The following is a 13209-nucleotide window of genomic DNA, read 5'->3' as shown; positions in this document are numbered from 1 at the left end:
AGCCTTGTTGGAGCTCTTTGTTTTTGATAGAAAACAAAAGCGACGGCGGAAAGCCCGACCTGAAACGTTAGTGGAAGGGATTGCCCTTGTAAAATTAAATGAAATCAATAATTTTTTCTAATGCCATCCCACGCGAGCCTTTGATGAGTAGCAAATTGCTGTTGATGGTTTGTTTTTTAAGATGTGTAATGAAATCTTCTAAATTGATGAAATATTTTACGGTATCTGATGTTATTTGATTGCTGTAAAAATGTTGCCCTATAAAAATGGTTGGTATTTTGGTTTCGATAGCTTGTTTGATAATGGTTGTATGCTCTGTATTGGATGAGGTGCCCAATTCGAACATATCGCCTAAAATCATGGTTTTTGAAGGCTCTTGTAGTTGGCAAAAATTATCAATGGCTACTTGCATGCTGCTTGGATTGGCATTGTAGGCATCTAATAGAATGTTTTTATTGTTTATTTTTGTCCACTGTGAGCGGTTGTTTTGCGGGATGTATTCCTCGATGGCTTGCTTAATTGTTTCGAATGGAATGTTGAAATAATTACCTATGCAGACTGCAAAAGCGATGTTGGGCAGGTTGTATGATCCGGTTAGATTGGATTGTATATCGATATTGTTTACTTGCATAGATGCCATGGGTTGGGCATTTGCATTGTTGATTTGCAGGTTTGCAGCTGGATTATTTTTGGTGGAAAATCCGTAATGATTGATAGATTGTGTTTTTTGAACTTGTGTGGCATCGTCAAAGTTTACAAAAGCCGTTTTTTTGTTTTCACTGAGGTAGTCATACATTTCGCTTTTGCCTTTAATGACTCCTTCTATACCGCCAAAACCTTCTAGATGTGCTTTGCCAAAATTGGTGATGAAACCAAAATCGGGTTGGGTGATTTTGCACAATAATTCGATTTCTTTTTGATGGTTTGCTCCCATTTCAATGATGGCAAGGTCTGTTTCTTCGGTAATTCGCAAAAGGGTGAGTGGTACACCTATATGATTGTTTAAATTTCCAATGGTGGCAATGGTGTTGTATTTTTTGCTTAGAACCGCGTGAAGGAGCTCTTTGCTTGTGGTTTTTCCATTGCTTCCAGTTAGTGCGATTATGGGTAATCCAATATGAAACCTATGAAAACCGGCTAAATCTTGAAGGGTTTTAAGTACGTCGGTTACAATAATGAGCTTATTATTTTCTATTTTTTTTAGGTTGATATCATCTACAACGGCGTATGCGGCTCCTTTTTCAAGGGCTTGCAAAGCAAATTCATTGGCGTTGAAATTGGCTCCTTTCAAAGCAAAGAACATACTGTTGGGCAAAATGTTTCGTGTGTCGGTGCTCACACCATTGCATTGTGTGAACAATGCGTAAAGTTCGAATAATTCCATAATTGTACTTAAAGTCTTTAAGTGTTTTGTGTTGCAAATTTAACATTATTTAGTTTTTAGCGAAACAATTACTGCAAAACAATCTATACCATATTCTCTGGCTTTACCCATTCATCAAATTCATCAGAGGTGAGGTATCCCAAAGCAATTGCCGTTTCTTTTAAAGTGGTATTGTTTTTATGCGCCATTTGGGCAATCTCGGCGGCTTTGTAATAGCCTATTTTAGGGTTTAAAGCGGTTACCAGCATTAACGAGTTATCAACCAACTCTTTAATTCGATCATAATTTGGTTCAATACCTTTTGCGCAATGCTCATTAAACGATGCACAAGCATCGCCAATTAATTGTGCGGATTGTAGAAAGTTTGCTGCCATGAGTGGTTTAAATACATTCAGTTCGAAATGACCTTGCGCACCGCCAAATGTAATTGCTACATCGTTACCAATGACCTGAGCGGCAACCATTGTTAATGCTTCGCATTGTGTAGGATTTACTTTACCGGGCATAATAGACGATCCTGGTTCGTTTTCGGGAAGCAACAATTCACCGATGCTCGATCTGGGTCCTGATGCAAGCATGCGGATATCGTTTGCGATTTTGTTTAATGAAACGGCTAATTGTTTTAACGCACCATGGGTTTCCACAATGGCATCGTGTGCAGCCAAAGCCTCAAATTTATTTTCAGCGGTTATGAATGGAAATTTTGTGAATTGTGCAATATATTTTGCTACCAATACATCATAACCTTTTGGAGTGTTTAAACCGGTGCCAACAGCTGTTCCTCCTAAAGCAATTTCGGTTAAATGAGTCAATGTGTTTCTTAAAGCTTTTAATCCGTGGTTAAGCTGAGATACATAACCTGAAAATTCTTGACCTAAGGTAAGCGGAGTGGCATCCATTAAATGTGTTCGTCCAATTTTTACTACACTTTTGAACGCTTCTGCTTTTTCTTGTAAGGTATTTCGCAATTGTTCGATTCCCGGAATGGTAACTTGCTGAATGATTTTATAAGCCGCAATGTGCATCGCAGTTGGAAATGTGTCGTTTGATGATTGTGATTTATTCACATCATCGTTTGCTTTTAAAATGCTTTTTTCGGCACCAATTTCTAAACCAGCTAGAACTTGTGCTCGATTGGCAATTACTTCGTTTACATTCATATTAGATTGCGTTCCGGAACCCGTTTGCCAAATCACCAAAGGAAACTGATCGTTTAATGTTCCACTCAAAATTTCATTACAAACGGCAGCAATGGCATCTCTTTTTTCTACCGAAAGTACCCCTAAATCGCAATTGGCATAAGCAGCGGCTTTTTTTAAATAAGCAAATCCTTCAATAATTTCGATAGGCATAGATGCTTCTGCACCAATTTTAAAATTGTTTCGGGAACGTTCAGTTTGTGCACCCCATAGTTTATCTGCGGGTACTTTTACAGGACCCATTGTATCGGTTTCAATTCTATATTCCATCTTTATTAGTTGTTTTGTTGATACAATTAAAGGTACGGCTTAAAATCGATTAATCCATTTTTAGAAATATTTTTTAGAATTAATTAAGATTTTTGTTTGGGTAGTTAAAGTTTCGTTATATCTTTGTAACTGTATACACAAAAAATTCCGGAATCATGTTTGAATTTCAACAATTTATAGCTTTTTTAATTGGGTTAACAATCTTAACCATGGGTTTTTGGTTGATGTTTTTCCTTGTTAGCTTTGTATTTTACTGGGCTTTTGGAGGAGCAGCTGATCTTATTAAAGAGAAAAAAGCTAAAAGAGATGCATAAAAATATGTATTAAAAAAAAATCCTTTTCGTTTGAAAAGGATTTTTTTGTTTTTTTAGCCCATTGTGGTATAAACATTCTGCACATCGTCGTCTTCCTCGATTTTATCCAAAAGTTTTTCAACATCTGCGATTTGCTCCTCAGTGAGTTCTTTTGTTACTTGCGGAATTCGATCAAAACCAGATGATAAAATTTCCATATTGCGTTCTTCTAATTCTTTTTGAATCGAACCAAAGCTATTAAATGGTGCATAGATTAAAATACCGTCTTCGTCTTCAAAAATCTCATCTACACCTGCATCGATTAGCTCTAATTCAAACTCTTCCAAATCCAAACCTTCCACTTTAGCTATTCTGAAATTGCAGGTATGATCAAACATAAACTCAACAGAACCTTGTGTTCCTAAAGTTCCATTACATTTATTAAAGTATGAACGAATGTTTGCGACTGTTCGGTTGTTATTATCTGTGGCTGTTTCAATTAATACGGCAATTCCGTGGGGCGCATAACCTTCAAACAAAACTTCTTTATAGTTAGCTGTATCTTTGTCGGATGCCTTTTTAATTGCACGTTCTACGTTGTCTTTCGGCATATTAGCCGCCTTAGCATTTTGAATAACAGCACGCAAACGGGCATTGGTTTCAGGGTTTGGACCACCTTCTTTAACAGCCATAACAATGTCTTTACCAATGCGAGTAAACGTTTTAGCCATTGCCGACCAACGTTTCATTTTTCTTGCTTTTCTAAATTCAAATGCTCTTCCCATTTCTTCTTTTTATTAAATTTATACAAAATTATAGAAAAGTTGTTTTTCTTAAAAAAAAAACACTATTTATTTTGCATAAGAAAACTGCTTCGTTAAATTAGGCTTATTTAGTTTTATTGATTTTTACAACAAAAATATTATGCACGCATACTTTTTTGTATATTTACTTAACCAACTAAATGATAATATATGGATTTTTCACAGAAAATGTTACGCGACAATGCGTTAAAAGATAAAGTAATCATCGTAACAGGCGGTGGCAGTGGTTTGGGTAAAGCAATGACTACCTATTTTTTAGAATTAGGAGCAAAAGTTGCCATCACCTCTCGCGATATTGAGAAGCTAAAAAACACCGCTACCGAATTAGAGCAACAAACCAGTGGAACATGTTTACCGATTGCTTGCGATGTTCGTCATTACGATCAGGTAGAAAATATGTTGCAACAGGTTTTGTCGGCTTTTGGAAAAGTCGATGTGTTGTTAAACAACGCTGCGGGTAACTTCATCTCTCCTACCGAACGTTTATCGGCAAATGCTTTTGATACCATTATAGACATTGTTTTAAAAGGCAGCAAAAACTGTACGCTTGCTTTAGGAAAACATTGGATTGACAAAGGCGAAAAAAACAAAACCGTTTTAAATATTGTTACCACGTATGCTTGGACAGGTTCGGGTTATGTAGTGCCAAGTGCAACTGCAAAAGCAGGAGTTTTAGCAATGACGCGCAGTTTGGCAGTGGAATGGGCTAAATACGGAATTCGCATGAATGCTATTGCTCCAGGACCTTTTCCTACAAAAGGTGCTTGGGACAGATTACTGCCAGGTAATTTAAAAGATCAGTTTGATATTACCAAGCAAGTTCCGTTACGCCGTGTAGGCAATCATCAGGAACTGGCGAATTTAGCTGCTTACTTAGTTTCGGATTTTTCACAATACATCAACGGCGAAGTTGTTACTATTGATGGTGGTGAGTGGTTGCAAGGTGCTGGCGAATTTAATATGCTGGAAAATATTCCAAAAGAACTGTGGGATATGCTGGAGCAAATGATTAAAGCAAAAGGGAGTAAATAATAATCCGTTTAGCGCAAATTACTTAAAGCAAAATACATTACAAGGATATTTCTCGAGACACTGGAATACTGTATCTTGAAACCTTAAAAATAATAAACCAACATGCTAGATTATAGTAATAAAATAGGTTTGATTTTTTACACTCTTTAAATCTTGAATAGAAATGTGTATAAAAACACGGAAGAAAAAGAGATCTAATTTGAAGATAGTTTTGTAGATTTTATCAGCTAAATCTATAAATTGACAATAAAAATTCAATACTCATAAGATATTTTTAATAAGTAAAGTACAATTCTATTAGTGAAATCAAATCAATAAAAAAATTTACCAGCCAAATACGCTAATTTTTTGGTTGGTTAAATGGGAAATTAAATTTGCACATAAACACTTGCTTAAACAATAATAATTAATAAAACCTCCTTAAGAGGTTTTATTTAGTTTCGGTATTTTGTAAGACTTCTTCCTTGGCACTTTTTACATCTTTAAAATGCGTTGGTGCCAAACCGGTTACTTTTTTAAACTGATTGCTTAAATGACCTACCGAACTGTAGTTCATTTTATAAGCAATTTCGCTCAAGGTTAATTCATCGTAAACCAACAATTCTTTTACCTTTTCTATTTTTTGAAGTATATAGTATTGTTCAATAGTTTGCGATTCCTGAGTTGAAAAAAGCGAACTTAATGATGTATATTCTGTTTGCAATTTACTTGCTAAATATTCAGAAAGTGTAATGGTTAAATCGTTCATGTCTTTAGAAACCAACTCAATAATCTGGTTTTTAATACGCTCAACCGTTTGACTTTTTTTATCGTCTAAAATTTCAAAACCAAGTGCTACTAATTTTGCTTCAATTCTATTTCTGTCGTCATGAGTGATCGGATCGTGAAATTCAACCAATCCAAGCTCCACATCGTTCACATCATATCCCAAATCTTCCATTGTTTTTTCAACAGCCATAATACACCTTGGGCAAACCATGTTTTTAATGCGTAGGGTTTTCATAAATTCTTACTTTAATTTTGATTTTTTCAAATATATCATAAACCCCTCGTTTTTTCAAATTATTTAGGGTTTATTTCGTTAAATGGTCAAAATTACGCTTTTAATTTTCAACAAGAATATTTGGCAACTATTTCACACAAAATTAATATGGAAAACGTAAATTTGGGTAAAACTTATTGGAATGAAAGTACAAATTTGGTCGGATATTATGTGTCCGTTTTGTTATATAGGAAAGAAAAATTTCGAAGCCGCTTTAGAAAAACTTCCGTTTAAAGATCAAGTGGAAGTAGAATGGAAAAGTTATCAGTTAGACCCTGAATTAAACGAAACATCGGGATCAAAAACAATCAACGAATATCTTGCTGAACGCAAAAGAATGCCAATCGCTCAAATCGAACAAATGCAAATGCGTATAAAAGATATGGGCAAACAGGTGGGCATTGGTTTTAATATAGAAAATGCCATTGTGGCAAACACGTTTCCGGCGCACAAACTGATCCATTTTGCAGCAAAAAGCAATAAAGCGAACGAAGCGGAAGAATTGTTGTTTCATGCGTATTTTATCGATGGAAAAAATGTTGCCGATCACGAAGTATTGGTAAATATTGCCGAAGAATTAGGTTTAGATACCGATCAGGCGCAGTACGTTTTAAATTCTGATACTCTTGATTACGAAGTAAAACAAGATATTTTAGAAGCAAGAAATATCGGAGTTTCCGGAGTTCCGTTTTTTGTGCTAAATGATAAATACGCGCTTTCGGGTGCACAACCTATCGATTTGTTTGTAGAAGCTTTAACACAAACCTACAATGAAACCAACTCTAATAATTCAGCAGAAGGAAATTCGTGTACAATTGATGGGTGTGAATAATAGTTATTATGGATAAATATAAAGTATTGATTGCAGATGATTCCGAAAGGGAAAATTCTTTTATTGAAATCTGGTTTGATTATAAATTGATAGCTGAAATTACAAATGAGAATAATTCTATTTGTATAAATTTCTTCGATGTAAAAGACCTAAATTTAGATTTTAATGACTTTTTTACTATGGTTAATAATATACAAGTGAATTTAATTGAAAAAATACAGAAATAAAACATTACTCGGTTTTACAATAATTTATCATTTAGTGGCATTGATTTCGTTGTTTGGATTATATCCAAAAGATATATTCTATAATGAATTTGCTGATATTGGTATTTATGTAACAATTCCTATTTCATTTATTAGTTGGGGATTGCGTTTTTCCTCAACGAAAGTAGATTTGCTAGTAATTGGGATTCAACTATTTTTTTTCATCTTAAATTTATACATAAATAAAAGAATTGAAAGAAAACAGCGTTACTAATTTTTTCAATTTAATTTCAAAAAAACTACTTTTGCAAAGCTTTAAATTATGCAATCATGTACAAATCCATCATTCGTCCGCTTTTATTCAATTTTGATCCTGAAAAAGTGCATCATTTTACTTTTTCAATGATAAAAACCATGCACGCCATTCCGGGTATGAAATCGGTTTTTAAGTCGATTTATCAAATAAACGATAAAAGATTGGAACGCGAAGTTTTTGGCTTGAAATTTAAAAATCCGGTTGGTTTGGCTGCCGGATTAGATAAAGATGCAAAAATTTACAATGAATTGGATGCTTTTGGTTTCGGATTTATCGAAATTGGAACCATTACGCCAAAACCGCAAGAGGGAAATCCTAAAAAACGTTTGTTCCGTTTAAAAGAAGATTCAGGAATTATCAACAGAATGGGCTTTAACAATGGCGGAATTGATTTGGCAATTGAACGATTAAAGCAAAATAAAGGCGTTTTAATTGGTGGAAACATTGGTAAAAATAAAGTCACTCCAAATGAAGAAGCTGTAAACGATTATATGATTTGTTTCGATGCTTTGTATCCTTATGTAGATTATTTTGTTGTGAATGTAAGCTCGCCCAATACGCCGAATTTACGTGCGTTGCAAGACAAAGAACCGTTAACGGAATTGTTATCAACTTTACAAAATAAAAATCTTAAGCAACCAAAACAGAAACCGATTTTGTTGAAAATTGCGCCCGATTTAACCAATGAGCAGTTGTTGGATATTATAGATATTGTAAACGATACCAAAATTGCAGGTGTTATTGCTACAAACACCACTATTTCGCGCGATGGCTTACAATCTGCAAACCAAACAGAAATGGGCGGATTATCAGGCAAACCGTTGGCAAAAAGATCAACCGAAGTCATTCGTTTTCTATCAGAAAAAAGTAATAAATCGTTCCCGATAATAGGTGTAGGCGGAATACATTCTGCTGCCGATGCGTTGGAAAAATTAGATGCGGGTGCTTCTTTAGTTCAAATTTATACAGGCTTTATTTACGAAGGACCTGCCTTGATTAAAGAAATCAATCAAGCGATTTTAAAACGCAGTTAATGACGTTAGAAACCATTATATCGTTCTTTCTAACAAGCTTGGCGTTAACCATTTCGCCAGGACCCGATATAATGTATGTTTTATCAACGAGTTTAGCCAAAGGAAAACAGTTTGGTATCGCAGCCGCAATAGGTTTAAGTTCGGGTTTGCTGTTTCATACCACGTTGTTGGCATTTGGAATATCGACCTTAATTGTAGCTATTCCGTGGCTTTTTATCGCTATAAAAGTTTTTGGAACGTTGTATTTACTTCGAATTATCTACCTTTTATATAAAGCACCTATCGAACCTATTACGGTTAGTGTTGATAAAGCGCCCATTTCACGAAGCAATGTGTTTCAACAAGTTCAACAAGGATTAATCATGAATATTCTGAACCCGAAAATCATGTTGTTCTTTTTGTCGTTATTTCCTTCGTTTTTGCATCCCGAATTCGGAAACATCAAAATGCAAGTTTATACATTAGGCAGTATTTTTATGATACAAGCCTTTCTTGTATTTTGTTTAATCGCGGTTTTAAGTGGATATGTCAGCAAATTCTTAAAAAGAAACACCTACATTCAAGCATACATGAATTATTTTCAGATTGCTGTTCTTATTGCCTTAATTGTATTTATGTGGATTAAATAGATAAACATTAGTTATTTATTTTTTTGCAGATATTTTATCTTTCTATTATCTTTGAAACTTATGAAGCCAGTAAAAATAATAGAATGTCCGCGCGATGCCATGCAAGGCATTAAAATGTTTATTCCTACCGAACAAAAAGTTCAATACATTCAATCGTTGTTGCGTTGTGGTTTTGATACATTAGATTTCGGAAGTTTTGTTTCGCCTAAAGCCATTCCGCAAATGCAGGATACTGCTGAGGTTTTGGCACAGTTGGATCTATCAGAAACCAAAACAAAATTACTGGCTATTATTGCAAATACAAAAGGTGCCGAAATGGCATCGGTTCATAATGAAATTCAGTATTTAGGTTTTCCTTTTTCTATTTCAGAGAATTTTCAAATGCGCAATACGCATAAAACCATTGCAGAATCTATCGTTACTTTACAAGAAATTTTAGAAATCGCCAATAAAACCAACAAAGAGGTTGTGGCATATCTTTCTATGGGCTTCGGAAATCCGTACGGCGATCCTTGGAATGTGGATATTGTTGGCGAATGGACAGAAAAACTGGCAAATATGGGCGTGACTATTTTGTCGCTTTCTGATACCGTTGGATCTTCAACTGCAGAAGATATTGATTATTTGTTTTCTAATTTGATACCAAAATATCCTAACATCGAATTTGGTGCACATTTACATACAACTCCCGATGCTTGGTTTGAAAAAATTGATGCAGCTTACAAAGCAGGCTGTATCCGTTTTGATGGAGCTATTAAAGGGTTTGGCGGCTGCCCAATGGCAAAAAATGATTTAACAGGAAACATGCCAACCGAAAAAATGTTGAGTTATTTTACGGCAAATAGAGCTGCAACCAACGTTCAGATGACTTCTTTTGAAGCTGCTTATAACGAAGCATTGAAGATATTTAATTTTTATCACTAAAATTTTATTATATCGTAAAAAATCATTAAATTCGCATGCAATTCAACTACAATTGCAACATGAAAGCACACACAACTAAAATTGTCGGACAAGGATTAACCTATGACGATGTACTTTTAATACCTGCTTACTCAGAAATATTACCGCGCGAAGTAAGCATTCAATCAAGATTTACAAAAAATATTACCTTAAACGTTCCAGTAATTTCTGCTGCGATGGATACCGTAACAGAAAGTGCAATGGCAATTGCTATGGCTCGTGAAGGCGGAATCGGCGTTTTGCATAAAAACATGACGGTTGAACAACAAGCTTTGGAAGTGCGCAAAGTGAAACGTGCAGAATCGGGTATGATCATCGATCCAGTAACATTACCTTTAACAGCTACTGTGGGCGATGCAAAAACAGCAATGAAAGAAAACGGTATTGGCGGAATTCCTGTGGTTGACGAAAACCAGATTTTAAAAGGAATTGTTACAAACAGAGACTTGCGTTTCGAGAAAATGAACAATCGTTCTATTTTAGAGGTAATGACTTCCGACAAATTGGTTACTGCACTAGAGGGAACCACATTGGCTGATGCGGAACAAATTCTTCAAGAAAACAAAATAGAAAAATTGCCAGTTGTAAACGGCGATTATAAATTGGTAGGCTTAATCACGTTTCGCGATATTACCAAACTAACCTTAAAACCAAACGCAAACAAAGACAAATTTGGTCGATTACGCGTTGCTGCTGCATTAGGTGTTACTGCCGATGCTGTGGATCGTGCAAAAGCATTGGTTGCGGCTGGTGTTGACGCATTGATTATTGATACAGCACACGGACATACAAAAGGTGTGGTAAATACGTTGAAAGAAGTAAAAGCTGCTTTCCCAGAAATTGATGTAGTAGTAGGAAATATCGCTACTGCAGAAGCTGCATTATATTTAGCTGAAGCTGGTGCCGATGCCGTTAAAGTGGGTATTGGTCCAGGATCAATCTGTACAACTCGCGTTGTTGCAGGTGTAGGTTTTCCGCAGTTTTCTGCTGTAATGGAAGTTGCTGCTGCTTTAAAAGGAACAGGCGTTCCAGTGATTGCCGATGGTGGTCTTCGTTACACAGGTGATATTCCTAAAGCATTGGGTGCTGGTGCAGACTGTGTAATGTTAGGCTCTATGTTGGCAGGAACTAAAGAATCTCCAGGCGAAACCATTATTTTTGAAGGTCGAAAATTTAAAACATACCGTGGAATGGGTTCTGTAGAATCAATGAAGCATGGATCTAAAGACCGTTATTTCCAAGATGTGGAAGACGATGTGAAGAAATTAGTTCCAGAAGGAATTGAAGGTCGTGTTCCGTACAAAGGCGAGTTAAATGAATCAATGACGCAGTTTATTGGTGGTTTACGTGCCGGAATGGGTTATTGCGGCGCAAAAGATATCCCAACGTTACAAGAAACGGCGCGTTTTGTGCAGCTTACATCGTCAGGAATTGGTGAATCGCATCCTCATAATGTTACCATTACAAAAGAAGCTCCGAATTATTCGAGATAAAATAAAATCTAATTGAATAAAAAAACCAGCATTTTCAGCTGGTTTTTTTAGTTTTATTTTATCCTAAAAACGGATATCTGTAATCTGTATCAGGTACAAATGTTTCTTTAATAGTTCGCGGAGACACCCAACGCAACAAGTTAATCATAGAACCTGCCTTATCATTTGTTCCAGAACCTCTTGCACCACCAAATGGTTGCTGACCCACAACGGCTCCAGTTGGTTTATCATTAATGTAGAAGTTTCCTGCTGCATTTTCTAATGCTTTGGTTGCTGTTTCAACTGCATAACGACATCCAGAGAAAATAGCGCCTGTTAAGGCATATTCAGATGTACTGTCAACCAATTTTAAACTTTCTTCCCACTTTGCATCTTCATAAACATAAACCGTTAAAACAGGTCCAAACAATTCACGCTCCATGGTATCATACTTTGGATTGGTTGTTACGATAACGGTAGGTTCTATAAACCAACCTTTTGATTTGTCATAACCTCCACCAACAATAATTTCTGCTTCGTTTGATGCTTTTGCATCATCGATTGCTTTTGCCAATTTATCAAAAGAAGATTCAGAGATTACTGCCGACATAAAATTACTCATGTCTTCTGGTGATCCCATTTTAAAAGATTTCACATCTTCAATTACGAAGTTTTTAATTTCTTCCCACAAAGATGCTGGAATATAAGCCCGAGATGCTGCAGAACATTTTTGTCCTTGGTATTCAAAAGCTCCACGAGATAATGCTGTGGCCACTTCCTTGGCATTAGACGATGGGTGTGCCCAAACAAAATCTTTTCCACCAGTTTCGCCTACGATGCGAGGATAGGTTTTGTATTTGTGAATATTATTGCCAATTGTTTTCCAGAAATCATTAAAAACGCCTGTTGAACCAGTAAAGTGAATTCCTGCGAAATCTGCAGAATCTAAAATAGTGTTAGTAATCATCGCCGAATCACCATAAATAACGTTGATAACGCCATCTGGCAAACCTGCTTTTTTGAATATCTCTACAATTACGTTTGCAGAATAAATCTGTGTTGCAGCCGGTTTCCAAACCACAACGTTCCCCATCATTGCCACACACGATGGTAAGTTTCCAGAGATTGCTGTGAAGTTAAAAGGAGTAATTGCATAAACAAATCCTTCTAACGGGCGTTGTTCTACGCGGTTCCAAATACCTTTTGCTGAAATGGGCTGTTGTTTGTATATTTCGGTCATGTATTGCACATTGAAACGCAAAAAGTCAATCAATTCGCAAGCTGCATCAATTTCTGCTTGGTGCACCGTTTTTCCTTGAGCAATCATTGTTGCAGCATTTATTTTGGCACGGTATGGTCCTGCGATTAATTCAGCAGCTTTTAAAAAAATCGATGCACGGTGTTCCCATGCCATTTGCGACCATTTTACACGAGCTTCTAAAGCTGAATCAATAGCTTCTTGAATTAAATCTTTGCTTGCTGTGTGATATGTTCCCAAGTGATGTTGGTGATCAAATGGTGGAAATAAGTTTTTGGTATTTCCGGTTTTAATTTCTTTACCACCAATATACAATGGAATATCAACTGTAGATTGATACATTTCCTTGAACGCTTTTTGCACTTCTTCACGCTCTGTTGTTCCCGGAGCGTAGGTTTTTACGGGCTCGTTCACTGCAATTGGAACGTTAAAAAATCCTGTAGCCATTAGTTAAA

The 13209-nt window shown here is 35.9% G+C and carries 14 protein-coding genes; 9 read left to right on the top strand and 5 right to left on the bottom strand.

All coding sequences use genetic code 11. From position 1 onward, the window contains the following. Nucleotides 1-94: 94 nt before the first annotated feature. Nucleotides 95-1384 (bottom strand): UDP-N-acetylmuramoyl-tripeptide--D-alanyl-D-alanine ligase, encoded by a 1290-nt coding sequence (locus MG290_RS12915; RefSeq protein ID WP_264561662.1) that lies wholly within the window; start codon nt 1382-1384, stop codon nt 95-97. Between the two features lie 83 nt (nt 1385-1467). Beyond that, nucleotides 1468-2853: a class II fumarate hydratase gene (gene fumC, locus MG290_RS12910; RefSeq protein ID WP_264561661.1), complete on the bottom strand. Its 1386-nt coding sequence runs from the start codon at nt 2851-2853 to the stop codon at nt 1468-1470. Nucleotides 2854-3008: 155 nt separating this feature from the next. Between fumC and MG290_RS12905 the strand changes: the two genes are divergently transcribed. Beyond that, nucleotides 3009-3167, top strand: a complete 159-nt coding sequence (locus MG290_RS12905) for a hypothetical protein (protein ID WP_257498424.1) — start codon at nt 3009-3011, stop codon at nt 3165-3167. A gap of 53 nt (nt 3168-3220) precedes the next feature. On the opposite strand, the gene MG290_RS12900 is transcribed toward MG290_RS12905, so the two are convergent. Then, nucleotides 3221-3931 carry a YebC/PmpR family DNA-binding transcriptional regulator gene (locus tag MG290_RS12900; RefSeq protein ID WP_257498425.1) on the bottom strand — a complete coding sequence of 237 codons (711 nt, stop codon included), beginning with the start codon at nt 3929-3931 and terminating at the stop codon, nt 3221-3223. A 189-nt stretch (nt 3932-4120) separates the two neighbouring features. Here MG290_RS12900 and MG290_RS12895 point away from each other — a divergent pair, with 189 nt between their 5' ends. Further along, complete coding sequence (locus tag MG290_RS12895) at nt 4121-5002, top strand: SDR family oxidoreductase (protein WP_264561660.1); 882 nt, start codon at nt 4121-4123, stop codon at nt 5000-5002. A 430-nt stretch (nt 5003-5432) separates the two neighbouring features. Here the strand turns inward: MG290_RS12895 and MG290_RS12890 are convergent, their stop codons facing one another. Beyond that, nucleotides 5433-6005 carry a helix-turn-helix domain-containing protein gene (locus tag MG290_RS12890; RefSeq protein ID WP_264561659.1) on the bottom strand — a complete coding sequence of 191 codons (573 nt, stop codon included), beginning with the start codon at nt 6003-6005 and terminating at the stop codon, nt 5433-5435. Nucleotides 6006-6186: 181 nt separating this feature from the next. Here MG290_RS12890 and MG290_RS12885 point away from each other — a divergent pair, with 181 nt between their 5' ends. From MG290_RS12885 to guaB, 7 genes are read left to right on the top strand one after another with little or no spacing between them, the layout of a single operon-like run. Beyond that, nucleotides 6187-6876, top strand: a complete 690-nt coding sequence (locus MG290_RS12885; protein WP_264561658.1) for a DsbA family oxidoreductase — start codon at nt 6187-6189, stop codon at nt 6874-6876. 8 nt (nt 6877-6884) lie between these two features. After that, nucleotides 6885-7103 carry a hypothetical protein gene (locus tag MG290_RS12880; protein ID WP_264561657.1) on the top strand — a complete coding sequence of 73 codons (219 nt, stop codon included), beginning with the start codon at nt 6885-6887 and terminating at the stop codon, nt 7101-7103. Next, entirely contained in the window at nt 7084-7356 is a 273-nt protein-coding gene (locus MG290_RS12875; protein ID WP_264561656.1) for a hypothetical protein, read from the top strand. The genes MG290_RS12880 and MG290_RS12875 overlap by 20 nt, the downstream gene beginning before the upstream one ends. Before the next feature lie 56 nt (nt 7357-7412). Beyond that, a complete protein-coding gene (locus tag MG290_RS12870; protein ID WP_264561655.1) occupies nt 7413-8432 on the top strand; it encodes a quinone-dependent dihydroorotate dehydrogenase in 1020 nt (339 codons plus the stop codon). After that, nucleotides 8432-9061: a LysE family translocator gene (locus MG290_RS12865; protein WP_264561654.1), complete on the top strand. Its 630-nt coding sequence runs from the start codon at nt 8432-8434 to the stop codon at nt 9059-9061. Before MG290_RS12870 ends, MG290_RS12865 begins: the two co-directional genes overlap by 1 nt. A gap of 60 nt (nt 9062-9121) precedes the next feature. Further along, nucleotides 9122-9985: a hydroxymethylglutaryl-CoA lyase gene (locus MG290_RS12860; RefSeq protein WP_264561653.1), complete on the top strand. Its 864-nt coding sequence runs from the start codon at nt 9122-9124 to the stop codon at nt 9983-9985. Nucleotides 9986-10044: 59 nt separating this feature from the next. Continuing rightward, complete coding sequence (guaB, locus tag MG290_RS12855) at nt 10045-11517, top strand: IMP dehydrogenase (protein WP_264561652.1); 1473 nt, start codon at nt 10045-10047, stop codon at nt 11515-11517. 58 nt (nt 11518-11575) lie between these two features. Here guaB and pruA read toward each other — a convergent pair whose 3' ends face one another. Next, nucleotides 11576-13201 carry an L-glutamate gamma-semialdehyde dehydrogenase gene (gene pruA / locus MG290_RS12850; protein WP_264561651.1) on the bottom strand — a complete coding sequence of 542 codons (1626 nt, stop codon included), beginning with the start codon at nt 13199-13201 and terminating at the stop codon, nt 11576-11578. Nucleotides 13202-13209 lie beyond the last annotated feature (8 nt).

Source organism: Flavobacterium sp. CBA20B-1 (genome assembly GCF_028473145.1).
Classification (GTDB): domain Bacteria; phylum Bacteroidota; class Bacteroidia; order Flavobacteriales; family Flavobacteriaceae; genus Flavobacterium.
Note: the sequence above shows the minus strand (reverse complement) of the source record. Positions and strands in the feature narration are given on the sequence as shown.

Coding starts and splice junctions, on each gene's coding strand:
- MG290_RS12865 (WP_264561654.1), top strand. CDS start 8,432: ATGACGTTAGAAACCATTATATCGTTCTTTCTAACAAGCTTGGCGTTA.
- MG290_RS12885 (WP_264561658.1), top strand. CDS start 6,187: ATGAAAGTACAAATTTGGTCGGATATTATGTGTCCGTTTTGTTATATA.
- pruA (WP_264561651.1), bottom strand. CDS start 13,201: ATGGCTACAGGATTTTTTAACGTTCCAATTGCAGTGAACGAGCCCGTA.
- MG290_RS12870 (WP_264561655.1), top strand. CDS start 7,413: ATGTACAAATCCATCATTCGTCCGCTTTTATTCAATTTTGATCCTGAA.
- MG290_RS12890 (WP_264561659.1), bottom strand. CDS start 6,005: ATGAAAACCCTACGCATTAAAAACATGGTTTGCCCAAGGTGTATTATG.
- MG290_RS12880 (WP_264561657.1), top strand. CDS start 6,885: ATGGATAAATATAAAGTATTGATTGCAGATGATTCCGAAAGGGAAAAT.
- MG290_RS12915 (WP_264561662.1), bottom strand. CDS start 1,384: ATGGAATTATTCGAACTTTACGCATTGTTCACACAATGCAATGGTGTG.
- guaB (WP_264561652.1), top strand. CDS start 10,045: ATGAAAGCACACACAACTAAAATTGTCGGACAAGGATTAACCTATGAC.
- MG290_RS12900 (WP_257498425.1), bottom strand. CDS start 3,931: ATGGGAAGAGCATTTGAATTTAGAAAAGCAAGAAAAATGAAACGTTGG.
- fumC (WP_264561661.1), bottom strand. CDS start 2,853: ATGGAATATAGAATTGAAACCGATACAATGGGTCCTGTAAAAGTACCC.
- MG290_RS12895 (WP_264561660.1), top strand. CDS start 4,121: ATGGATTTTTCACAGAAAATGTTACGCGACAATGCGTTAAAAGATAAA.
- MG290_RS12905 (WP_257498424.1), top strand. CDS start 3,009: ATGTTTGAATTTCAACAATTTATAGCTTTTTTAATTGGGTTAACAATC.
- MG290_RS12860 (WP_264561653.1), top strand. CDS start 9,122: ATGAAGCCAGTAAAAATAATAGAATGTCCGCGCGATGCCATGCAAGGC.